23 protein-coding genes are annotated in these 23196 nt (G+C 53.5%); 14 read left to right on the top strand and 9 right to left on the bottom strand.

Annotated elements, in window-relative coordinates; translation table 11 throughout:
• Window positions 1–251: 251 nt before the first annotated feature.
• Both OGV83_RS11880 and serB read right to left on the bottom strand, forming a co-directional pair.
• Complete coding sequence (locus OGV83_RS11880) at window positions 252–1574, bottom strand: MFS transporter (protein WP_286463641.1); 1323 nt, start codon at window positions 1572–1574, stop codon at window positions 252–254.
• 32 nt (window positions 1575–1606) lie between these two features.
• Window positions 1607–2494, bottom strand: a complete 888-nt coding sequence (gene serB, locus OGV83_RS11885) for a phosphoserine phosphatase SerB (RefSeq protein WP_286463992.1) — start codon at window positions 2492–2494, stop codon at window positions 1607–1609.
• Window positions 2495–2710: 216 nt separating this feature from the next.
• On the opposite strand from serB, the gene OGV83_RS11890 reads away from it, so the two are divergent.
• Window positions 2711–4078 (top strand): L-serine ammonia-lyase, encoded by a 1368-nt coding sequence (locus tag OGV83_RS11890; RefSeq protein ID WP_214143323.1) that lies wholly within the window; start codon window positions 2711–2713, stop codon window positions 4076–4078.
• 4 nt (window positions 4079–4082) lie between these two features.
• Window positions 4083–4460 carry a helix-turn-helix transcriptional regulator gene (locus OGV83_RS11895; RefSeq protein ID WP_024130176.1) on the top strand — a complete coding sequence of 126 codons (378 nt, stop codon included), beginning with the start codon at window positions 4083–4085 and terminating at the stop codon, window positions 4458–4460.
• Here the strand turns inward: OGV83_RS11895 and fghA are convergent, their stop codons facing one another.
• Window positions 4461–5297 (bottom strand): S-formylglutathione hydrolase, encoded by an 837-nt coding sequence (gene fghA, locus OGV83_RS11900; protein WP_047462493.1) that lies wholly within the window; start codon window positions 5295–5297, stop codon window positions 4461–4463.
• 337 nt (window positions 5298–5634) lie between these two features.
• Between fghA and folE the strand changes: the two genes are divergently transcribed.
• The 6 genes from folE (at window position 5635) to mglC (ending at window position 12571) form a co-directional block, all read left to right on the top strand.
• A complete protein-coding gene (folE, locus tag OGV83_RS11905) occupies window positions 5635–6303 on the top strand; it encodes a GTP cyclohydrolase I FolE (RefSeq protein WP_012131616.1) in 669 nt (222 codons plus the stop codon).
• A gap of 14 nt (window positions 6304–6317) precedes the next feature.
• Complete coding sequence (yeiB, locus tag OGV83_RS11910; protein ID WP_012131617.1) at window positions 6318–7475, top strand: DUF418 domain-containing protein YeiB; 1158 nt, start codon at window positions 6318–6320, stop codon at window positions 7473–7475.
• A gap of 152 nt (window positions 7476–7627) precedes the next feature.
• The gene (galS, locus tag OGV83_RS11915; RefSeq protein ID WP_012131618.1) at window positions 7628–8668 is read left to right on the top strand and encodes an HTH-type transcriptional regulator GalS; all 1041 of its coding nucleotides are present in this window, start codon (window positions 7628–7630) and stop codon (window positions 8666–8668) included.
• 279 nt (window positions 8669–8947) lie between these two features.
• Window positions 8948–9946 (top strand): galactose/glucose ABC transporter substrate-binding protein MglB, encoded by a 999-nt coding sequence (mglB, locus tag OGV83_RS11920; protein ID WP_012131619.1) that lies wholly within the window; start codon window positions 8948–8950, stop codon window positions 9944–9946.
• Between the two features lie 78 nt (window positions 9947–10024).
• Window positions 10025–11545, top strand: coding sequence for a galactose/methyl galactoside ABC transporter ATP-binding protein MglA (gene mglA / locus OGV83_RS11925; RefSeq protein WP_047462502.1), 1521 nt, complete (start codon window positions 10025–10027; stop codon window positions 11543–11545).
• Window positions 11546–11560: 15 nt separating this feature from the next.
• A complete protein-coding gene (gene mglC, locus OGV83_RS11930) occupies window positions 11561–12571 on the top strand; it encodes a galactose/methyl galactoside ABC transporter permease MglC (RefSeq protein WP_012131621.1) in 1011 nt (336 codons plus the stop codon).
• A gap of 59 nt (window positions 12572–12630) precedes the next feature.
• On the opposite strand, the gene OGV83_RS11935 is transcribed toward mglC, so the two are convergent.
• The 6 genes from OGV83_RS11935 to OGV83_RS11960 form a co-directional block, all read right to left on the bottom strand.
• Complete coding sequence (locus OGV83_RS11935; protein ID WP_012131622.1) at window positions 12631–12870, bottom strand: DUF2542 family protein; 240 nt, start codon at window positions 12868–12870, stop codon at window positions 12631–12633.
• A 2-nt stretch (window positions 12871–12872) separates the two neighbouring features.
• Window positions 12873–13592 carry an outer membrane permeability protein SanA gene (gene sanA, locus OGV83_RS11940; protein WP_012131623.1) on the bottom strand — a complete coding sequence of 240 codons (720 nt, stop codon included), beginning with the start codon at window positions 13590–13592 and terminating at the stop codon, window positions 12873–12875.
• Between the two features lie 166 nt (window positions 13593–13758).
• Window positions 13759–14643 carry a cytidine deaminase gene (gene cdd / locus OGV83_RS11945; RefSeq protein WP_071258982.1) on the bottom strand — a complete coding sequence of 295 codons (885 nt, stop codon included), beginning with the start codon at window positions 14641–14643 and terminating at the stop codon, window positions 13759–13761.
• 129 nt (window positions 14644–14772) lie between these two features.
• Window positions 14773–15468: a CidB/LrgB family autolysis modulator gene (locus tag OGV83_RS11950; RefSeq protein WP_012131625.1), complete on the bottom strand. Its 696-nt coding sequence runs from the start codon at window positions 15466–15468 to the stop codon at window positions 14773–14775.
• Window positions 15465–15863: a CidA/LrgA family protein gene (locus OGV83_RS11955; RefSeq protein WP_012131626.1), complete on the bottom strand. Its 399-nt coding sequence runs from the start codon at window positions 15861–15863 to the stop codon at window positions 15465–15467. The genes OGV83_RS11950 and OGV83_RS11955 overlap by 4 nt, the downstream gene beginning before the upstream one ends.
• A 129-nt stretch (window positions 15864–15992) precedes the next feature.
• Window positions 15993–16901, bottom strand: coding sequence for a LysR substrate-binding domain-containing protein (locus OGV83_RS11960; protein ID WP_024130178.1), 909 nt, complete (start codon window positions 16899–16901; stop codon window positions 15993–15995).
• Between the two features lie 126 nt (window positions 16902–17027).
• Between OGV83_RS11960 and mhbT the strand changes: the two genes are divergently transcribed.
• The 6 genes from mhbT (at window position 17028) to dusC (ending at window position 23018) form a co-directional block, all read left to right on the top strand.
• On the top strand, window positions 17028–18386 hold the full coding sequence (gene mhbT / locus OGV83_RS11965) for a 3-hydroxybenzoate transporter MhbT (protein WP_286463642.1): 1359 nt from the start codon (window positions 17028–17030) through the stop codon (window positions 18384–18386).
• Between the two features lie 11 nt (window positions 18387–18397).
• Complete coding sequence (gene gtdA / locus OGV83_RS11970; protein WP_071258977.1) at window positions 18398–19435, top strand: gentisate 1,2-dioxygenase; 1038 nt, start codon at window positions 18398–18400, stop codon at window positions 19433–19435.
• Window positions 19436–19450: 15 nt separating this feature from the next.
• Entirely contained in the window at window positions 19451–20152 is a 702-nt protein-coding gene (locus tag OGV83_RS11975; protein WP_058669417.1) for a fumarylacetoacetate hydrolase family protein, read from the top strand.
• Between the two features lie 8 nt (window positions 20153–20160).
• A complete protein-coding gene (gene maiA / locus OGV83_RS11980) occupies window positions 20161–20805 on the top strand; it encodes a maleylacetoacetate isomerase (RefSeq protein ID WP_024130180.1) in 645 nt (214 codons plus the stop codon).
• A gap of 14 nt (window positions 20806–20819) precedes the next feature.
• Entirely contained in the window at window positions 20820–22013 is a 1194-nt protein-coding gene (locus OGV83_RS11985) for a 3-hydroxybenzoate 6-monooxygenase (RefSeq protein ID WP_058669415.1), read from the top strand.
• Window positions 22014–22079: 66 nt separating this feature from the next.
• Window positions 22080–23018, top strand: a complete 939-nt coding sequence (gene dusC / locus OGV83_RS11990; protein WP_286463643.1) for a tRNA dihydrouridine(16) synthase DusC — start codon at window positions 22080–22082, stop codon at window positions 23016–23018.
• Window positions 23019–23196 lie beyond the last annotated feature (178 nt).

Genomic DNA, 23196 nt, shown 5'->3' on the forward strand with positions numbered 1-23196 from the left:
ATGTATTTGTCTTTTAAGTACTCTTTGCGGTGAATAAGCGGGACGAATTGTACAAAAGAATGAATATTTGTAAACACAAATGATAATTGAAATCATTTGTGTTTATTTGTTTTTTACGGAAAGGGATTTCAAATCAATAAGATGGCGGATCGTAAATGTGAGGAAATTTTGAAGAAAAAATGGAGAAATGAAGGATGAAAAGGAGGGCAGATACCCTCCGTTGTTACGTTATGGCAATAGATTATCGTTTTTTACAGACGATGGAGACGAGAAAGTAGCGCCAGGGAGAGCGTGGTTAATAAAATAGCGATGAAGGCGTAAATATAGACGCCAGACCATTCCCAGCTATTTTTCACCAGAATGACCGGTACGCCGGCCATTGCCGCGCCAACATAACTGAATAATCCCCGGAAACCGGTAATAGAACCCGCAGCATCTTTGTGAGTAACGTCCAGGCAGCCGACGGCAAAAAGCATATGCGGCCCGTACAGTGCAAATCCCATGATGGTGAAAAGTACGGCGGTGATGGTGTAAGAGGTATCCTGCACCAGTGGGATAAGCACGATGCATACGCAGAGCATTAAGGCGAAGATTAACCCCGTCATCCAGCGGTTGCTTTTAAACATAAAGTCTGACAAATATCCGGCCAGCAGTCCCCCTGCCAGCCCGCCAGCTTCGAACCACGAGATAATGGAGTTTGCTTTAATCAGGCTCCAGCCGTGTACCTGCGAGTAATAGATTTGCGGCCAGTCATTGAGAATAGTGCGCGCAATATACACGGACATATCGCCCACGATGATGATCCATACCAGTGGGTTGGTCAGAATATATTTAACGAACACCTGCCAGAAGCTCAGATTGACCGGGCTGGCTTTTACCTGTGCAAGCTCGGTAGGATCGTTACGCCATTCGCCGACATTGGGTAGCCCGAGGGTGCCGGGACGATCCTGAATCGTAAACAGCGCGACAACTCCCATCAGAAGGGAAATGACCCCAGGGACATAGAAGCCCATTTTCCAGCTGCCGCTAAAGGCAATGGCGAAGCTGGTGAGCAGCGGGGCAAGGCTGCCGCCAATGTTATGCGCTGCTTCAACGATTGCCCACCAGCGCCCGCGTTCGTTTTTTGAGAACCAGGAGGCCATAATTTTCGCCATTGGCGGGAAGCTGGTGCCCTGGAGAATCGCATTGAGGCTGTACAATACGTAGAATGCCGCGACGCTATCGGAAAAGCCAAAAAGAATATTGACGATGCCGACGCCAATCAGCACCGGGCCGGTCATGGCTTTAGGGTTAATTTTATCAACCAGCATGCCGCCAACAAACTTCATGGAACCATAAAGAATGTAAAAAATGGAGGACATGATGGCGAAATCTTCTGCGGTTAGCGACGTATCCGCCAGCATGGCTGGCATCGCAGCAGAAAAGTTTTTACGGGTCAGATAGAATACGGCATAAGAGATAAATACCGAGGTGATGATCTCTGTGCGAAATTTTTTATAAGTATGATCAATCTCTTTTTTCGCGTTCATAACAGGCCGATCGGCCCGACTGAAAATAAATGCTTTTATGTTCATCGTGAGTTTCCCTTCCGGCGACGGAAATGTGGTTATAATTCATCTTCAATAAAGAACAGAAGTGATTCGAATCCATGAAAATTAATCTGATGATGGATTGTTTCTCTGACAACGGGTTTTGCCCGCCACGCGATACCGGTTCCCGCATACGTTAGCATCGGCAGATCGTTTGCGCCGTCGCCGCAGGCAATAATGTTGTGTACAGCGAGGTTGAGTTGTGTTGCCAGCGCAGAGAGCGTTTGCCGCTTTTTCCCAGCATTCATGATCGGGAAGGTAATATTGTCCGTCAGGACGTTATCTTTTATTTCAACCGTGTTGGAAAAGGCGTAGTCGAGCTGATACTTTTCTTTCAGTCGTTGAGTGAAAATATCCAGACCACCGGAAATAATGGCCGTTTTAAACCCTTTGTTTTTCAGTACCGGCAACATAGCGGCAAGGCCGGGGGAAATCGTCATTCGATCGCAAACGGCATTGAGGACATCACAGTGCGTGCCTTTTAACATGCGAATACGGCGGGTAAAACTGGTGTCGAAATCTACTTTCCCTTCCATCGCCTGTTGGGTCATCTCCGCGATTTGCGCAGAGATGCCAAGCGTGTGAGCGATTTCATCCACGCCTTCCTCTTCAATAAACGTTGAGTCCATATCAAATGCAATCAGTCCCTTTGTGGGGATGCTCTGAGGTTTGACAAAAAAATCAAACTGCAATTGCAGTGATACAGCGCGTAATTTCTGATAAATAACCTGCGTCAGCATTTCATCGGGTAGCGTAAGTTTTAAATAATCCTTATTGATTAATGCCAGATGCCGACGCTCTAATAAATAATGACATTGCATCGCGTGAGAACGAAGAAAATCATTATATAACCACGCCTGAAGTTGCTCTGTGTTTGTTGATGTGACGAAGTAAGTTATTGCCATCATGTTGCTCCTTTACATTGCGCTTTATTATAATGGGCGGCGTTTGTTTCTTGTGCGTCGTGCTATCACAGATATGAATGTTAAAGAAAAGATAAAATGGTATTGTTTTTAATACCTGATAATGAATAAGCATGAAAAGTATCATTTTTAATATGTTGATTACGGTATATTATCGCCATCCCACCCTGCGCTTTTTTTAGGAATACATATATAAAAATGGAAAGTTGCGTTGATATATTCAAAATTGTGATAGGTCCATCCAGTTCAAGAACCGTGGGGCCAATGCGTGCGGCTTGCAATTTCATTTCGCAGCTAAAACGGCAGGATACGCTGCCGTTACTCAGGAATATTGAAATTGAATTGTTTGGCGCATTATCGTTAAGCCGTAAATGCCACAATGTTGATGCCGCGCTTTATCTGGGGTTGCTGGGAAATCAGCCGGAGAAGGTGGATTTACGTATGCAACTGACCGCCATCAGGCGTGCGGAAAATGACGGTATGCTTGACGTGCCAGCCCCGGCGAACAGTACGGTGACAGTGGCGGTGAAAATTATTGCGAATCACCATGCGCATCCTGGACATCCTTATGCGATGACCTTTCGCGCCAAAGATGATTACTTTACGTTATACGAGGAGACGTGGTTTTCGACCGGCGCCGGGCAGGTACGAAAATACGGTGAGTCTGCGCCCGTGGCGACAGATCAGACACGCGCCTCTCCCTTTGCCTTTCGCAACGCCGCGCAGTTGCAGACGCTGTGCCAACGAAACGGGCTTTCCGTTGCGGCGCTGATGATGAAAAATGAGCTGAACAGCCATTCTCAGCCCTCATTACAGCGCTATTTAACGCAGGTCTGGGAGGTTATGAAGCAGGCCGCCCACCGTGGCCTGCATACCGAAGGGCTGCTTCCCGGCCCTTATCAGATCCCGCGTCGGGCCTGCGCATTGCATAAATCGTTGTGTATGAAGCCTTCGGCAGCGGATTTTCTGACGACCCTGAACTGGGTTAACGTGTTTGCTATTGCCGTGAGTGAAGAGAATGCGGCAGGCGGGCAGATTGTCACGGCGCCGACGAATGGCGCAAGCGGCATTATTCCGGCGGTATTGAGCTGGTACGATAAGTTTGTTTGTCCGCTGGACGCGGGCGCCATCACCCGTTTTTTTCTTACGGCAGGTGCCGTCGCGCTGTTGTTTAAACAGAATGCGTCGATTTTAGGATCGGAAGTGGGATGCCAGGGGGAAATCGGCGTCGCATGTTCGATGGCGGCGGCAGGGCTGGCGGAGCTGATGGGCGCATCCGTCGGGCAGGTATTAAGCGCTGCGGAAATTGCGATGGAGCACCATCTGGGGTTGACCTGCGATCCGGTTGGCGGGCAGGTACAAATTCCCTGTATAGAAAGAAACGCCATCTCTGCCGTAAAAGCCATTAATGCGGCGACGATGGCGATGAGCCGCATCAGCGAGCCCTGTATTTCTCTGGATGAAATTATTGCCGCCATGTATGAAACCGGCAAAGACATGAGCGCAAAATATCGCGAGACTTACCACGGATGCCTCGGAAAAATTCAGCCAAGAAAAAGGTGCTAGTACATTGAAATACCAAACAATGAATAATGACGAGATCGTCTGGTCGCTCTGCGCGCGTATCAAGGAAACGCGGATTTCCCTGTCTATGACGCAACAGCAGCTTGCCGATCGCGCGCAGGTAGGCATCGCGACGATCAAGCGTATTGAGAAAGGCGCTGGCCTGAACCTTGATACGCTGATTTCTCTCCTGCGCGCGCTTGATAAACTGCACAATCTGGATGCGATTTTGTTTGAATCAGAAATGCGCAATTTTAGCGAGAGCGAGAGTGCCGGGCGACTTCAGATTCGCCAGCAGGTTGCTGATTTAAACCGGAAATCGTCTGCGCCGCAAGCCGATGACAATAACGATATTGCGGCGCTGGAAAAAGCCGTGTACTGGTGATCAGCTCAGCAGATGCTGTGCATGGAAGCGCAGATGATCCTCAATAAACGAGGCGATAAAGTAATAACTGTGGTCGTAGCCCGGTTGAATACGTAACGTCATCGGCCAGTCCTTCTGGCGCGCGGCTTCGGCCAGTACCGCCGGTTGTAGCTGATCGGCGAGGAACTGATCGTTATCGCCTTGATCAATCAGCGTTGGAATGGCGTGTTCCGGCTGGCTGGCGAGCATCAGCGCGCAACTGTCCCACTCAACCCAGGCCGATCTCTCTTCCCCCAGATAGGCCGTAAACGCTTTTTCTCCCCACGGTACGCGGCACGGATTCACGATGGGCGCAAAGGCGGAAACGCTGGTGTATTTCCCCGGATTCTTCAGCGCCATGATCAATGCGCCGTGTCCGCCCATTGAATGTCCGCTGATCGCGCAACGTTCACCCACGTTAAACTGCGACTGGATCAGCGCCGGGAGTTCATCGCGCAGGTAGTCGTACATGCGGAAATGCGCGGCCCAGGGCTGCTGCGTCGCGTTGAGATAGAATCCCGCGCCTTTACCTAAATCATAACCTTCGTCATCGGCGACCTGTTCGCCGCGCGGACTGGTGTCCGGCATCACCAGCACAATGCCCAGTTCGGCGGCAATACGTTGCGCACCGGCTTTGGTGGTGAAGTTCTCATCATTACAGGTTAACCCTGACAGCCAGTACAGCACCGGAGGCGGCGTTGTACTGCGGGGCGGCGGGAGAAAGATGCTGAATGTCATGGCGCAATTCAGCGTGGTGGAGTCGTGTCGCCAGCGTTGCTGCCAGCCTTCAAAACAACGGTGCTCTTCGAGCATATCCATGCGTGGCTCCTTTTGTGTTGAACCTGAATGAGTCGTGCAATTTCCCCATAATACAGATTATTCATTGTGCTGTGAGTAACTTTCACTTCCGCATTTATCTAACATGCCTCATCATCTACACAACTTTACATTAACACCTGGCGTCATGGCCCGTCAGATTTAGCGTGCGGAACCGCCGTGGGGAATCCGGGACATGAAAGGCAGCGGCGATTTCAATAATTATCGTTGTGAATACTGGATTATGTGCGCCGCCTCACGCACAATAAACGGGCTGCCAACAGCCTAAAAACTTTGCCCCACGCAGGGCAGAGGCGCCACACCTGCAGGAGAAGAATAAATGTCATCACTCAGTAAAGAAGCGGCCCTGGTTCATGAAGCGCTGGTTGCGCGTGGTCTGGAAACGCCGCTGCGCCCGCCCGTGCATGAGATGGATAACGAAACGCGCAAACGTCTTATTTCGGGGCATATGACCGAGATTATGCAGTTGCTGAATCTCGACTTGAGCGATGACAGTCTGATGGAAACGCCGCATCGCATCGCTAAAATGTATGTCGATGAGATTTTCTCCGGCCTTGATTACGCCAATTTCCCGAAGATCACCGTGATTGAAAACAAGATGAAAGTGGATGAAATGGTGACGGTGCGCGATATCACGCTTACCAGCACCTGCGAACACCATTTCGTCACGATCGACGGGAAAGCGACGGTGGCCTATATCCCGAAAGATTCGGTGATTGGCCTGTCGAAGATTAACCGTATTGTGCAGTTTTTTGCGCAGCGCCCGCAGGTTCAGGAGCGTCTGACCCAACAGATTCTGACCGCGCTGCAAACGCTGCTTGGCACCAATAACGTCGCGGTCTCAATCGACGCTGTGCATTACTGCGTGAAAGCGCGCGGCATTCGCGATGCGACCAGCGCCACCACCACGACTTCCCTCGGCGGATTGTTTAAATCCAGCCAGAACACGCGCCAGGAGTTCCTGCGCGCCGTGCGTCACCACAACTGATCAGGGCAGGGAGTATGGAGCGTAATGTCACGCTGGATTTTATTCGTGGCGTCGCCATCCTCGGTATCCTGCTTCTTAATATCAGCGCCTTTGGCTTGCCAAAGGCGGCTTACCTTAATCCCGCCTGGTATGGCAAGATCACCGCGTCTGACGCATGGACGTGGGCGATCCTCGACCTGTTCGCGCAGGTAAAATTCCTTACGCTTTTTGCGCTGTTATTCGGCGCGGGTCTGCAAATGCTGCTGCCGCGCGGCAAACGCTGGATTCAGTCGCGTCTGACGCTGCTCGTCCTGCTGGGCTTTATCCACGGTTTGCTGTTCTGGGATGGCGACATTCTGCTGGCGTATGGCCTTGTCGGCCTGATTTGCTGGCGACTGGTGCGCGACGCGCCGTCGGTAAAAAGTTTATTTAATACCGGTATTTTGCTCTATCTGGCGGGGATTGGCGTGTTGCTGCTGTTAGGGTCTATCTCGGCGAGTGAAACCAGCCGCGCCTGGACGCCGGATGCCTCTGCCCTGTTGTATGAAAAATACTGGAAGATTAACGGCGGCATGGAGGCGGTCAGCAACCGGGTCGATCTGCTGTCGAACAGTCTGCTGGCGCTGGGGGCGCAGTATGGCTGGCAGCTGGCGGGAATGATGCTGCTGGGCGCGGCGCTGATGCGCAGCGGCTGGCTGAAGGGCCAGTACAGTCTGCAACACTACCGGCGTACGGGCGTATTGCTTGTCGTCGTCGGCATGCTGATTAACCTTCCGGCCATTATTGTACAGTGGCGGCTGGACTGGGCGTATCGCTGGTGCGCTTTTCTGCTACAGGCGCCGCGTGAATTGAGCGCGCCGTTTCAGACTATAGGTTACACCGCGTTGATGCTGGGATTCTGGCCGCAGCTCAGCCGTTTTAAACTGGTCATTGCCATTGCCTGCGTAGGGCGGATGGCGTTGAGCAACTATCTGTTGCAGACGCTGATCTGCACCACGCTGTTCTACCAGTTCGGTTTATTTATGAAATTCGACCGACTGACGCTGCTGATATTCGTCATTCCTGTCTGGCTGGCGAACCTGCTTTTCTCCTGGATTTGGCTGCGTTTCTATCGGCAAGGGCCGGTGGAATGGCTCTGGCGGCAATTAACCCTCCGTGCTTCCGGGACGTCATTATCGGGAACATCCAGATAACGATCTGGATCACATTCATTAACAAAACGCATGTAACCGTTTCCAGCCCTGTGACCTTACTCACGTAGTCCTGAACGAAGCGCTGACAAAATACCCACCTGCTAAACACAGGGTGTCTGTGAGCAACGGCAATCTCAAACAGGGTAGTGAATATGGTAACCATTCGTGATGTGGCACGTCAGGCTGGCGTTTCCGTAGCGACCGTTTCTCGCGTGCTGAATAACAGTGCGCTGGTCAGTCCCGATACGCGCGAAGCGGTAATGAAGGCGGTCACGCTGCTGGGTTACCGTCCTAATGCTAATGCGCAAGCGCTGGCGACGCAGATAAGCGACACCATCGGCGTGGTGGTGATGGACGTGTCAGATGCGTTTTTCGGCGCACTGGTCAAAGCGGTGGATGTGGTTGCCCAACAACACAACAAATATGTGCTGATCGGCAACAGTTATCATGAGGCTGAAAAAGAGCGTCATGCCATCGAGGTTCTGATTCGCCAGCGCTGTAACGCATTGATTGTTCACTCGAAAGCATTAAGTGACCAGGAGCTGGGAGCGTTTATGGACCAGATCCCAGGCATGGTGCTGATCAATCGTATTGTGCCGGGTTATGCCCACCGTTGCGTGTGCCTGGACAATATCAGCGGCGCAAAAATGGCGACCCGCATGCTGCTCAATAATGGTCATCAACGGATTGGTTATCTGGCTTCCAGCCACCGCATTGAAGATGACACGATGCGTAAAGAAGGGTGGCTGAGCGCGTTGCAGGAGCAGGGGATTACGCCGCCAGAAAGCTGGATTGGCACGGGTTCCCCGGACATGCAGGGCGGTGAAGCGGCGATGGTGGAACTGCTGGGGCGAAACCTGCAACTGACCGCCGTATTCGCCTATAACGACAGCATGGCCGCTGGCGCGCTCACGGCGTTAAAAGACAATGGCATTGCCATCCCGTTACATCTTTCCATCATCGGTTTTGATGATATTCCTATTGCCCGTTACACCGACCCGCAGCTGACTACGGTGCGTTATCCCATTGCTTCGATGGCGAAAATGGCAACGGAACTGGCGTTGCAGGGCGCGGCCGGCACGCTGGATTCAACGGCGACGCACTGTTTTATGCCAACGCTGGTGCGTCGTCATTCGGTTGCGCTAAGACAGAATGCGGCCCCGATCACTAACCAGCAACGTCAGGGGATGTAACCGCTTTCAATATGTGAGTAAATTCACAGTATCTTAACAATACGATAGCTATGATGGCACCGTTTGAAGCACTGTAAATACTATGTAACGGTGAATAATCACTTTTAACGCATCGTCAGGGCATTAAACAGCAATTAAAGCATATTTTTGGAGCGTTACCGGGCACGGAAGAAAGATTTTTTAACAGTGAGCTTCGGCGTTCAGTAACACTTCATTAACGTTCTGCCCTGCCGAGCATTTTTCTCAAGTACTACCCTGCATAATAAAACCGGAGATACCATGAATAAGAAGGCGTTAACTCTGTCTGCTGTGATGGCAAGCATGTTATTTGGCGCGGCTGCGCACGCTGCTGATACTCGCATTGGTGTGACGATTTATAAATATGACGATAACTTTATGTCCGTCGTGCGTAAGGCTATCGAAAGAGACGCCCAGGCGGCGCCTGATGTGCAGTTGCTGATGAATGACTCGCAGAACGATCAGTCCAAGCAAAACGACCAGATCGACGTGCTGTTGGCAAAAGGGGTAAAAGCGCTGGCGATCAACCTGGTTGACCCGGCTGCGGCAGGTACGGTAATTGAGAAAGCGCGTGGTCAGAATGTCCCGATTGTGTTCTTCAACAAAGAACCTTCCCGCAAAGCGCTGGATAGCTATGACAAAGCCTATTACGTCGGCACTGACTCCAAAGAATCCGGTATCATCCAGGGCGATCTGATCGCTAAACACTGGCAGGCTAACCAGGGTTGGGATCTGAACAAAGATGGCCAAATCCAGTTCGTACTGCTGAAAGGCGAGCCGGGCCACCCGGATGCTGAAGCGCGTACCACCTATGTTATCAAAGAGCTGAACGACAAAGGCATCAAAACTGAGCAGCTGCAAATGGATACCGCAATGTGGGACACCGCAATGGCGAAAGACAAGATGGACGCATGGCTGTCCGGCCCGAACGCCAACAAAATTGAAGTGGTTATCGCGAATAACGACGCAATGGCGATGGGCGCGGTAGAAGCGCTGAAAGCGCACAATAAAACCAGCGTTCCGGTATTCGGCGTAGATGCGTTACCTGAAGCGCTGGCACTGGTGAAATCCGGTGCGCTGGCAGGTACCGTGCTGAACGATGCCAACAACCAGGCGAAAGCCACCTTTGATCTGGCGAAAAACCTGGCCGATGGTAAAGGCGCGGCTGACGGCACCGACTGGAAAATCGAGAACAAAATTGTTCGCGTTCCGTACGTAGGTGTTGATAAAGACAATCTGGCTGAGTTTACCAACAAGTAATTCGTATATCGTTTTCTTTGGGCGCAATAACATTGCGCCCTTTATTAACGCACTCTGCGAGGCCAACAAGGTATAATTATGGTCAGCACTACTACTCCGTCGTCAGGCGAATACTTGTTGGAAATGAGCGGCATCAACAAGTCTTTTCCCGGCGTAAAGGCACTTGACAATGTTAATTTAAAAGTCCGCCCGCACTCGATTCACGCCTTAATGGGGGAGAATGGCGCAGGAAAATCAACATTATTAAAATGCCTTTTTGGGATCTATCAAAAAGATTCCGGTAGCATTTTATTTCAGGGGAAAGAGATCGATTTTCATTCTGCCAAAGAAGCTCTGGAGAATGGTATTTCGATGGTTCACCAGGAGCTAAACCTGGTGTTACAGCGCTCCGTCATGGATAACATGTGGTTAGGGCGTTACCCAACCAAAGGTATGTTTGTCGATCAGGATAAAATGTACCGGGATACCAAAGCGATATTTGATGAGCTGGATATTGATATCGATCCGCGTGCGCGTGTCGGGACATTATCTGTTTCACAAATGCAGATGATCGAAATTGCGAAGGCGTTTTCCTACAATGCCAAAATTGTGATCATGGATGAGCCGACCTCTTCATTAACGGAAAAAGAGGTTAACCATCTGTTCACTATTATTCGCAAACTGAAGGAGCGCGGCTGCGGTATTGTGTATATCTCGCATAAAATGGAAGAGATTTTCCAGCTGTGCGATGAAGTCACCGTCTTGCGCGACGGCCAGTGGATTGCGACGCAGCCGCTGGAAGGGCTGGATATGGACAAGATCATCGCCATGATGGTGGGTCGTTCCCTGAACCAGCGTTTCCCGGACAAGCAAAATAAGCCGGGAGAGGTCATTCTGGAAGTGCGTAACCTGACGTCTCTGCGCCAGCCGTCGATCCGCGACGTCTCTTTTGATCTGCATAAAGGGGAAATTCTCGGGATTGCGGGTCTGGTAGGGGCAAAGCGTACCGATATTGTTGAAACGCTTTTTGGTATCCGGGAAAAATCATCGGGTACGATTACGCTGCACGGCAAAAAGATTAATAACCACAACGCGAATGAAGCCATTAATCACGGTTTCGCGCTGGTAACGGAAGAACGTCGTTCAACCGGGATCTACGCGTATCTGGATATTGGTTTTAACTCTTTAATTTCCAACATCCGCAATTACAGAAATAAAGTCGGTTTACTGGATAATTCCCGCATGAAGAGCGATACCCAGTGGGTTATTGACTCAATGCGCGTGAAAACGCCAGGTCATCGCACGCAAATTGGCTCTCTTTCGGGGGGCAACCAGCAGAAGGTCATTATCGGCCGGTGGCTGTTAACGCAGCCAGAAATATTAATGCTGGATGAGCCAACGCGCGGTATTGATGTCGGCGCAAAATTTGAAATCTATCAACTGATTGCGGAACTGGCGAAAAAAGAGAAGGGGATTATTATCATTTCTTCCGAAATGCCGGAATTGTTAGGGATTACAGATCGTATTCTGGTAATGAGCAATGGCCTTGTTGCCGGGATTGTTGACACAAAAACAACAACGCAAAACGAAATTCTGCGTCTTGCGTCTTTGCACCTTTAAGATCAGGGGCTCCTCATGAGTGCGTTAAATAAGAAAAGTTTTCTTACTTATCTGAAAGAAGGCGGAATTTACGTTGTTCTTTTAGTCTTGCTGGCCATTATTATTTTCCAGGACCCTACATTTTTAAGTCTGCTGAACTTAAGTAACATTCTGACGCAGTCCTCCGTGCGTATTATCATCGCGCTGGGTGTGGCAGGGTTGATTGTCACCCAGGGGACTGACCTGTCTGCGGGGCGTCAGGTTGGCCTGGCGGCCGTGGTCGCCGCAACGCTGTTGCAGTCCGTGGAAAACGCCAATAAGGTCTTCCCGGAAATGGCCACCATGCCGATTCCGCTGGTGATCCTGATTGTCTGTGCAATTGGGGCCGTCATTGGTCTGCTTAACGGCATTATCATTGCGTACCTTAATGTGACGCCGTTCATCACGACCCTGGGCACGATGATTATCGTTTATGGCATCAACTCCCTGTATTACGACTTCGTCGGGGCGTCGCCGATTTCGGGGTTTGATAGCGGGTTCTCGACGTTTGCGCAGGGCTTTATTGCGCTGGGCAGTTTCCGGCTCTCCTACATTACCTTCTATGCGCTGATTGCGGTGGCGTTTGTCTGGATCCTGTGGAATAAAACCCGTTTCGGTAAGAACATTTTCGCTATCGGCGGCAACCCGGAAGCGGCAAAAGTGTCCGGCGTTAACGTGGGGCTGAACCTGCTGATGATCTATGCGTTGTCCGGTGTGTTCTACGCATTCGGCGGTTTGCTGGAAGCGGGGCGTATCGGTTCTGCGACCAACAACCTCGGCTTTATGTATGAGCTGGATGCGATTGCCGCCTGCGTGGTCGGCGGCGTGTCGTTTAGCGGCGGCGTCGGGACGGTATTCGGCGTTGTGACCGGTGTGATTATCTTTACCGTCATCAACTACGGTCTGACCTATATCGGCGTGAACCCTTACTGGCAGTACATCATTAAAGGCGGCATCATTATCTTCGCGGTGGCGCTGGACTCGCTGAAATACGCCCGTAAGAAGTAATTACCGGCATGAAAAAGCCCGAAGCAGGCAACTGTTTCGGGCTTTTTTGTTTCTGCGCGTTATCTAAAGAACAGAAAATAAATGCCTGCGGCGAGCGTACAAACCGACATGCACAGATATAACCCGATGTAGCTCCAGTAAAGGAGAGGGGTTTCTGCACGGTAGGCGTATACGGGTTCGCGGGCGTTCCTGACGATTTTATCCACGGCGCCAGAGCGCCAGCCTTTGTAGGCTTCCCGTAAGCTAAACAGCATCACCATCAGGACGGCGATGACCACAAAGATCGTTTTCCCTTCCACGCTTATTTTCCTTGTTTCTTTTGCAGTTCCAGCAATTGCTCAGGCGTTACTGCCGGGTAGCCCTGGGCGTCATCCGGCACCTGATGCATTGTTGGAATGGGAACTAACGGGCCTAAGAAGCGAGGTTCCCGTTTGAAAATATAGAGATCCGCCAGCGCGCCGAATCGGGCGCCAAATTCACGTACGCGTACCGTTAACATATCTTTTGGCGACGGCACCGCATAGCACTGAGCCTGAATTCCCATATGCAGCGCAATAAACAGCGCGCGTTCACAGTGGAAACGCTGGGTAATGATGATGAAGTCGTTGGTATCAAACACTTTGCGCGTGCGCACAATGGAGTCCAGCGTGCGAAAACCGGCATAATCGAGCACGATGTCGGCAGGATCAACGCCCCCGGCGATCAGATCCTTACGCATCGTCATCGGTTCGTTATAGCTTTGCAGCGCGTTATCGCCGCTGAGCAGCAGATAATTGACCTTGCCGCTGTTGTAGGCGTTTAACGCGCCCTGAATGCGGTAGCGGTAATACTGATTAATGACGCCGGTGCGATAGTATTTTGCGGTGCCTAATACCACTCCCACCTGGCGGTAGGGGAGATCCTGTAATTCGTCGTAAATATAGGGCGCGGTTTTCCAGCTCATCCATCTGTCGAGACCAAGCACAGTCAACAGCAGCAAGCCGATCAGGACTAACAGGCTGTAAAACACGCGCTTTAACATGCAGAGAACTCGATAAAGGGATGAAATTTCAATCAGGCTACTGTACCCGCTGTCGAAGCGCAAGAAACAGCAGTCTGATTGGGGGGATTTTAGACATTCTTGCCATTTGCATGTTGCCCGATGGCGCTGCGCTTATCGGGCCTACGCACATTGCGTGTTCCAGGGCTTAACCCAGTAGTACGCGGTCGATATTATTGCAGCCTAATGCTTTCAGCGTGGCGGCAGTGGCGTCCCACTGGATTAACGGCGCGTCGGCTTTCTCCGCCAGAATTGCGCGCTGAATATCTGGATAGTCATACCCGTTCAGGTTCAGCAGATTCAGTGCGCCCTGCAAAGGCGGCAGCGTAGGGTTAAAGGCGGCGTTCTCGGCATAGCTGCCGGTGAAAATACGCCCGTCTTTGCATTCCAGCGCCACGCCGCTTGGGGAGTGGCTGTAAGGCATATGACATTTATTGGCGGCGGTAATCGCTGCCTGAGTCAGCGCGTCGCCCTCCAGCGCGAAACCGTGATTCTGCTCGTCCATCAGCAGCGTTTTGATCTCCAGGTCTTTCGGGCCGAAAGCGTCAGGCAGATAGTCGCGTAAGGTATGCGGTACGCGCCCCGGCAGGTGGATACGCAGATCCAGGCCGCTGTTCAGTTCGTTCATAAACTGACGGCAATGACCGCAAGGGGTGTAGTTAACCGTGATGGCGGCGAGCCCTTTTTCACCGCGCAGCCAGGCATGGCCGATCGCGCTTTGCTCGGCATGAACGGTTTGCTGCATCGTCGCGCCCAGGAACTCCATATTCCCACCGAAATACCAGGTTCCACTGATGCCGCGCGCGATAGCGCCAACGTTGAAGTGGGAAAGGTCGGTGCGTGCGCAGGCGGCAGCCAGCGGCAGGAGCGCGAAAGCCAGCGCGTCTTCGTCCAGCCCCGATTCACGCTTAAGCGTCGAGACCTGCTCCGCAGTCAGCATGGCGGGAAAATGCTCATCTGCCAGAATCGGCGCCAGCGCTGATTGCAGATTATCCGCAAGTTGGCCAAAAGCAGTTTGAAAACGTGGATGCATGGCGTTGCCTCATAACAATGTAATGGAATCGTAGTTTACGGAGCTGTTACGGCTTTATATGTGATCCAAATCTCATTGTGATTGCAACTTGTGAAACTTAAATTAAAAATGCGCGACACATCGCAAATTTTAACCCGCTACCGCCAGAATAATCGGGAAGAGAAACGGCGCCAGCAGCGAGGTGATGATCCCGCAGATCACCAGCGCCAGCGAACTGAACGCCCCTTCCTGGTAATCCAGCTCGGCGCAGCGCGCAGTGCCCAGGGCGTGCGAGGCGGTTCCCATTGCCAGACCGCGTGCGGCTTTGGTACGGATACGCATGAGGTTGAGCAGGGTATGACCAAATACGGCGCCCAGTATCCCGACGAAAATAACGCAGACGGCGCTAATGGCGGGAATGCCGCCGATGCTGCCGCCCACCGCCATTGCGATTGGGGTTGTGACCGATTTCGGTAATACCGATGCGGCGATTTCCGGCGTGGCGCCCATCAGTAAGGCGACAGTGGTTCCGGTCACCATGGCGACCACGCTGCCGACGAAGCAGATCGTGATGATGGATTTCCAGCGGGCGCGGATCTGGTGCAGTTGTTCATATAAAGGGTACGCCAGCGCCACGACGGCGGGTTGCAGCAGGTCGTTGAGCACCTCGCTGCCTTTGAAATAGTGATCGTAAGGAATGCCGGTCAGCATCAGAAACGGGATGATGACCACCATGGCAACCAGCAACGGGTTAAGCAACGGCATCTTAAAGCGCGCAGCCAGTTTGCGGGCGGCGAAAAAGACCGCCAGCGTCAGGGGTAACGACCACCAGATATACGACATCATTTTTTCGATCCTTTCTGCCCTAACACTTTTCGTTCACCGTGTACGATATGCGAACTCCAGCTCACGACCAGGAAAACAACCAGCGTACTGATCGCACAGGAGACCACCACCGGGCCAAACTGCGCGCGCAGCAAATCGAAGTACTGCATGACGCCGACGCCAATCGGCACAAACAGCAGCGCCATGTAACGGATCAGGACATAGCATCCCGGGTTTACCCACTTCGCTGGCAGAATTTGTAGCGCCAGTAAAACAAACAGAATCAACATGCCGATGATGCTGCCGGGAATCGTGATAGGAAGCAGCGATGCAATGAAAATACCCGCATACAAACAGGCATATATCAGTACAAATGCGCGTAAATACTGCCAGATGATATTCAGTGATTTACTCATGGTAAAAGCCCTTGATGAAACAGATTCATCATACAATTAAACTTTAAAACGTGCTACCGATCACATCATGAATTCTGAGCATAGTGGAAATAGACAACGGGAACATCGGGCAACGCCCCGTTGCCCGCGCTAAACCTGCGCCAGAAAATGCAGAAAACGACTCAACGCAAGAGAAGGGGTCTCGTTCTTGCGCCAGAACATGCCCACGCTTCCTTTCTGTTCTATTTTCGGCAGGTTTAAGATAGCCAACTGGCCCTGGCTGGCATAGCGTTGCGCCAGGCGTAGAGAAAGAATAGAGATCATATCGCTGCTTTGCAGCAAATTGGTGCTGACGTTCATCGAGGCGGATTCGATGGTGTTTTCCGGCAGCATCACGCCGTTGTCCACCAGGGCGTTATCAATGCTGATGCGAATTGGCGTACCGGTCGGCCAGACAATCCAGCGCCAGTGGGCGAGGTCGTTCCAGGAAAGCGTGGCGTGTGAGGCCAGGGGATGATGGGGGCGGGCGACAAAGCAGACCGGTTCGGTGTAGAGCACCTGATAGTTTAACGGCAGCTGGAGCGCCCGACCGCCCACGCGACCTACCACCACGTCCAGCGACCCGGCGAGCAGATCGTGTAAAAGCGGGGTCATGACTTTCTCTTCAATATTCAGGTGCAGCGTCGGCATCTCATTGAGCAGGCAGAGGATCGCCTGCGACACGCAGTCTGTCGCGACCGGTGAACAGCCGATTTTCAGGCTTCCCACCAGCCCACCTTGCTTAAAGCGCGCGATCTCATACTGCGAACGTTCCATATCGTTGATGAGCCGCTGTGCATGCTGGAGCAACAGCTTGCCCCCTTCTGAAGGGCGTAACCCCTTGCTGTGGCGTTCAAAAAGCGTGATTCCGATCTCATCTTCAAGCTGTGACAGCCACTTCGACAGCGCGGGCTGGGTGATGTTCATCATTCGCGCAACGTGGGTCAGATTCCCTTGCTCCCCCAGCGCGACCAGCATTTGCAGGTGGTGCAGCTTCAATTTTTGCGCCCAATTCGCCATTTGATATAACCCCCAGGTTATGCCTCTGCCCGAAATGCCATTGTACATTTCATCGCCATGATTACAAACTTGCAACATACAAAAAACAAAAATGACATCTACCTTACCTGCACCGAGGCATTCACTATGACTCAACGACGTGATCTACAAGCACTGATTGACGCCGCCCCCGTCGGCAAAATGCAGTGGCGCGTTATCATCTGCTGCTTTCTGGTGGTAATGCTCGACGGTTTTGATACGGCCGCAATTGGCTTTATTGCGCCGGATATCCGTACGCACTGGCAATTGAGCGCCAGCGATCTGGCCCCGCTGTTCGGCGCGGGTCTGCTGGGGCTGACGGCAGGGGCGCTATTGTGCGGCCCGCTGTCAGACCGTTTTGGCCGTAAACGGGTGATTGAACTGTGCGTGGCGCTGTTTGGTGCCTTAAGCCTGCTTTCCGCCTTCTCGCCGGATTTGCAAACGCTGGTGGTACTGCGCTTTTTAACCGGGTTAGGGCTGGGCGGCGCGATGCCGAATACCATCACGATGACGTCGGAATACCTTCCCGCCCGCCGTCGCGGGGCGCTGGTGACGCTGATGTTCTGCGGGTTTACCCTCGGTTCGGCGATGGGCGGCATCGTCAGCGCGCAACTGGTGCCGCTGATTGGCTGGCACGGCATTCTGGTGCTCGGCGGCGTATTGCCCTTAATGCTGTTTTTCGCCTTGCTGTTTGTTCTGCCCGAGTCGCCACGCTGGCAGGTGCGTCGTCAGCGCCCGCAGGCGGCGATTGCCAGAACGGTTGCCGCCATCACCGGCGAACGCTACGACAATACGCATTTCTATCTTCATGAAGCCGCCGCCATTTCAAAAGGCAGTATCCGCCAGCTTTTTGTTGGGCGTCAGCTTCCCATTACCCTGATGTTATGGGTCGTGTTCTTCATGAGCCTGCTCATTATCTACCTGCTCTCCAGCTGGATGCCGACGCTCCTGAATCACCGGGGAATCGATTTGCAGCATGCCTCCTGGGTCACTGCCGCATTCCAGGTCGGCGGTACGCTCGGCGCGCTGTTACTCGGTGTACTGATGGACAAACACAATCCGTTCCGGGTGCTGGCCGTGAGCTACGCGCTGGGCGCGGTCTGCATCGTGATGATTGGCCTGAGCGAAAACGGACTGTGGCTGATGGCGCTGGCGATTTTTGGTACGGGCATTGGCATCAGCGGATCGCAGGTGGGGTTGAATGCCTTAACTGCGACGCTGTACCCGACTCAAAGCCGTGCAACCGGCGTGAGCTGGTCCAATGCCGTCGGGCGCTGCGGCGCCATTGTCGGTTCGCTCTCCGGTGGCATGATGATGGCGATGAATTTCTCTTTCGATACGCTGTTTTTCGTCATCGCGATTCCGGCTGCCATTAGCGCGGTGATGCTCGCCATGTTGACGGCGGTTGTCCACCACTCTGCCTCTGAACCTGACGTGCTGCCCCGGGCAGGCGTCGTGAATGAATAAGGAGAACCTCCATGTCTGAAGTGAATCAGGATGTTAAACACAACCGTCAGCAGTTTTATCAGCACATTTCCGGGCAAAACCTGACGCCGCTCTGGGAATCGCTGCACCACCTGGTGCCGCAAACGCCGAACGCCAATTGCGCGCCTGCGTACTGGAACTATCAGGAGATCCGCCCGCTGTTGCTGGAAAGCGGCAACCTGATTGGCGCGAAAGAGGCTGTCCGCCGGGTGCTGGTGCTGGAAAACCCGGCGCTGCGCGGACAGTCGTCAATTACCGCGACGCTGTACGCAGGGCTGCAATTGATTTTACCGGGCGAGGTGGCGCCGAGTCATCGCCACAACCAGTCAGCGCTGCGTTTTATTGTGGAAGGGCAAGGCGCGTTCACCGCCGTTGACGGCGAGCGGACGCAGATGCACCCGGGCGACTTTATTCTGACGCCGCAGTGGCGCTGGCACGATCACGGCAACCCTGGCGACGAGCCGGTGGTATGGCTGGACGGTCTGGATCTGCCGCTGGTGAATACGCTGGGCTGCGGGTTTGCGGAAGATTACCCGGAAGAACAGCAGCCGGTGACGCGCAAAGAAGGTGATTACCTGCCGCGCTACGCCGCCAACATGCTGCCGCTACGCCACCAGGTCGGCAATTCCTCGCCGATTTTCAACTACCGCTACGACCGTAGCCGTGAAGCGCTGCATGACCTGACCCGGATGGGGGAACCTGACGAGTGGGATGGCTACAAGATGCGCTATGTCAACCCGGTCACCGGGGGCTATCCGATGCCTTCGATGGGCGCGTTTTTGCAACTGTTGCCGAAAGGGTTTGCGTCGCGCGTGGCGCGCACGACCGACAGCACCATTTATCACGTTGTGGAAGGTTCCGGGCAGGTCACCATTGGCAATGAGACGTTCCACTTCACGGCGAAAGATATCTTTGTAGTGCCGACATGGCACGGGGTGTCGTTCCAGACCACGGAAGATACCGTTTTATTCAGTTTTTCGGACAAACCGGTTCAGGAAGCCCTCGGCTTGTTCCGCGAAGCGCGTGATTAAATTGGGAGAGAAAAGATGAGCAAATATGTATTCGAACCTCAGGCGCCAGTCGCGGTGCCGGTTGTTGGCAGCGATGAGCAATTCCCGGTTCGCCGCGTCTACTGCGTTGGCCGTAACTACGCCGCCCATGCCCGTGAGATGGGGTTCGATCCCGATCGTGAGCCGCCGTTCTTCTTCTGCAAACCGGCCGATGCGATCGTACCGGTTGCGGCTGGCGAAACGCTGGCGCTGGCCTATCCGTCGCAGACCGATAACTATCACTATGAAATTGAACTGGTGGTGGCGATAGGCAAGCAGGGCAGCGATATTCCGCTTGAGCAGGCGCATGAGTATGTCTGGGGCTATGCCACCGGGCTGGATATGACCCGCCGCGACCGCCAGATGGAAATGCGCCAGATGGGGCGCCCGTGGGAAATCGGCAAAGCGTTTGATTTGTCCGCGCCGATTGCGCCGCTGCATAAAGCGACCGATGTGGCAGATGTCAACAACGCGCCGATTTGGTTACAGGTAAACGGGGAAGATCATCAGCGCAGCGATATTCGCCATCTGATCTGGTCCGTCAATGAAACCATCAGCTACCTGTCCGGCTTTTTTGAACTGCAACCGGGCGACCTGATTTTCACCGGTACGCCAGAAGGAGTCGGGGCAGTGGTGAAAGGGGATGTGATTACCGGCAATGTGGAAGGGTTAACGCCGATCGCCGTGAAGATTGTTTGAGGTGAATGATGAAGCTGTACAGTTTTTTTAATAGCTCGGCGTCTTATCGCGTGCGTATCGCGCTGGCATTAAAAGGCATTGATTATGAGACGGTGGGCGTCAACATTCGTATCGGCCAGCAGAATGCGCTGAGCTACCGACGGATGAACCCGATCGGGCTGGTGCCGACGCTGGTGACTGATGACGGTGAATCTCTCGGGCAATCGCTGGCAATCATCGACTGGCTGGATCGCCACTTCCCGCAGACGCCGTTGCTGCCGCTGGTCGATCCGGCGCGCAGCCAGGCGCTGGAAATTGTCTATGCCATTGCCTGTGATATTCACCCGGTGAACAACCTGCGCGTATTGCGCTACCTGACTGACGAGCTGAAGATTGGCGAAGAAGACAAGAAACGCTGGTACGCCCACTGGGTGCAACAAGGGCTTAGCGCGGTGGAACAGCTGTTGCGCCAGGGGCAGTCCGGGCAGTTTTGCGTGGGGGATGCGCCCACGCTGGCGGATTGCTGCCTGATTCCACAATGGGCCAATGCGCTGCGAATGGGATGTGACCTGAGCGGTTATCCGCGCTGCAAGGCGGTTTATGACGCCTGTACCCGGCTTCCGGCCTTTATCGCCGCTGCCCCCGAAAATCAACAAGACAAAATTTCAGCCTGATAAGGAGAACGACAATGGCTAAAGTGACAAGCGCAATTATCGTGGGTGGCGGTATTGGCGGCGCAGCGACCGCGCTGTCGCTGGCGCGCCAGGGCATTAAAGTAATGCTGCTGGAAAAGGCTCATGAAATTGGTGAGATTGGGGCGGGGATTCAGCTCGGGCCGAATGCGTTTTCCGCGCTGGACAGCCTCGGCGTTGGCGAAGTGGCTCGCCAGCGCGCGGTCTTTACCGATCATATTACGATGATGGACGCCGTGAATGCCGAAGAGGTCGTGCGCATTGAAACCGGCCAGGCCTTTCGCGACCATTTTGGCGGCCCGTATGCCGTGATTCACCGGGTGGATATTCATGCCACCGTCTGGGAAGCGGCGCTGACTCATCCGGGCGTGGAGTACCGGACTTCGACGAATATTGTCGATATCCGCCAGACGCCGGACGATGTAACGGTGTTTGACGAGCAGGGGAATAGCTGGACGGCAGATATTCTGCTGGGCTGCGATGGTGTGAAATCGGTCGTGCGCCAGAGTCTACTTGGCGATATTCCGCGCGTGACCGGGCATGTGGTGTACCGGGCCGTGGTGGAGTGCGACGACATGCCGGAAGATTTGCGCATCAATGCGCCGGTACTGTGGGCCGGGCCGCACTGCCATCTGGTGCATTATCCGTTGCGCGGCGGGAAACAGTACAATCTGGTGGTGACGTTCCATAGCCGTCAGCAGGAGGAGTGGGGCGTGAAAGACGGAAGCAAAGAAGAGGTGCTCTCTTATTTTGCCGGGATTCACCCGCGTCCGCGTCAAATGCTCGACAAACCCACCTCCTGGCGCCGTTGGGCGACCGCTGACCGGGAACCGGTAGAGAAATGGGGAACCGACCGCATCACGCTGGTGGGCGATGCCGCGCACCCGGTTGCGCAATATATGGCGCAGGGCGCCTGCATGGCGCTGGAAGATGCCGTTACGCTGGGTAAAGCGCTGGAGCGTTGTCATGGCGATGCGCAGCAGGCCTTTGCGTTGTATGAGTCGGTGCGTATTCCCCGCACGGCGCGGATTGTCTGGTCAACCCGCGAGATGGGGCGCGTCTACCATGCCGCAGGCGTGGAGCGACAGGTGCGTAATCTGCTGTGGAAAGGCAAATCCCAGCAGGAGTTTTATCGCGGCATTGAGTGGCTGTATGGCTGGAAGGAAGATAACTGCCTTGAGCCGCGCTGAGAGACTTTAAACCGCACCACAGAGGCGCTACCATAGCGCCTCTTTTTTTGCAGGTAACGAAATGCTATGCGTGTTTTACTGGCGCCGATGGAAGGCGTGCTCGACTCTCTGGTGCGCGAGCTACTGACCGAGGTTAATGATTACGATCTGTGCATCACGGAGTTTTTGCGCGTGGTGGATCAGCTTCTGCCGGTAAAAGTGTTTCATCGCATCTGCCCGGAACTGCACAATGCCAGCCGCACGGCGTCCGGCACAGTCGTGCGTATTCAACTGCTGGGGCAATACCCGCAGTGGCTGGCGGAAAACGCCGCCCGCGCGGTGGAGCTGGGCTCATACGGCGTGGATTTAAACTGCGGCTGTCCGTCGAAAATGGTGAACGGCAGCGGAGGCGGGGCGACGTTGCTCAAAGATCCTGAGCTTATCTATCAGGGGGCAAAAGCGATGCGCGAAGCCGTGCCTGCGCATTTACCAGTCACGGTGAAGGTGCGTCTGGGCTGGGACAGCGGCGAAAGAAAATTTGAAATTGCTGATGCCGTCCAGCAGGCAGGAGCGACAGAGCTTGTCGTGCATGGGCGCACCAAAGAGCAGGGTTATAAAGCCGAACATATTGACTGGCAGGCGATTGGCGAGATCCGCCAGCGACTCACTATTCCGGTTATCGCCAATGGTGAAATCTGGGACTGGCAGAGCGCGCAAGAGTGTATGGCGGTCAGCGGCTGCGACGCGGTGATGATGGGACGTGGAGCGTTAAACATCCCGAATCTCAGCCGCGTGGTGAAATATAACGAACCGCGTATGCCCTGGCCGGAAGTGGTTTTACTGCTACAAAAATACACCCGGCTGGAAAAGCAGGGGGATACCGGGCTGTATCATGTGGCGCGTATTAAGCAGTGGCTGGGGTATTTGCGTAAGGAATATACGGAAGTCACCGCGCTATTTCAGGAAATCCGAGCGCTTAATAATTCCCCCGATATTGCTCGCGCCATTCAGTCCATTGATATTTAAATCGCCTTATCAGGCCGCGTGCCTGATGGCGCTTCGCTTATCAGGCCTACAGACTCCAGACTGTGTAGGCCGGATAAGACGGTACGTCGCCATCCGGCAGCGGTCAGCGGTCAGCGGTTCGACAGGGTACTACGCAAAGGGTAAATATCATTTCATGAAATACTTTAATTATAATTAT

Source organism: Citrobacter sp. CK189 (assembly GCF_030333505.1).
GTDB classification, from domain to species: domain Bacteria; phylum Pseudomonadota; class Gammaproteobacteria; order Enterobacterales; family Enterobacteriaceae; genus Citrobacter_B; species Citrobacter_B koseri.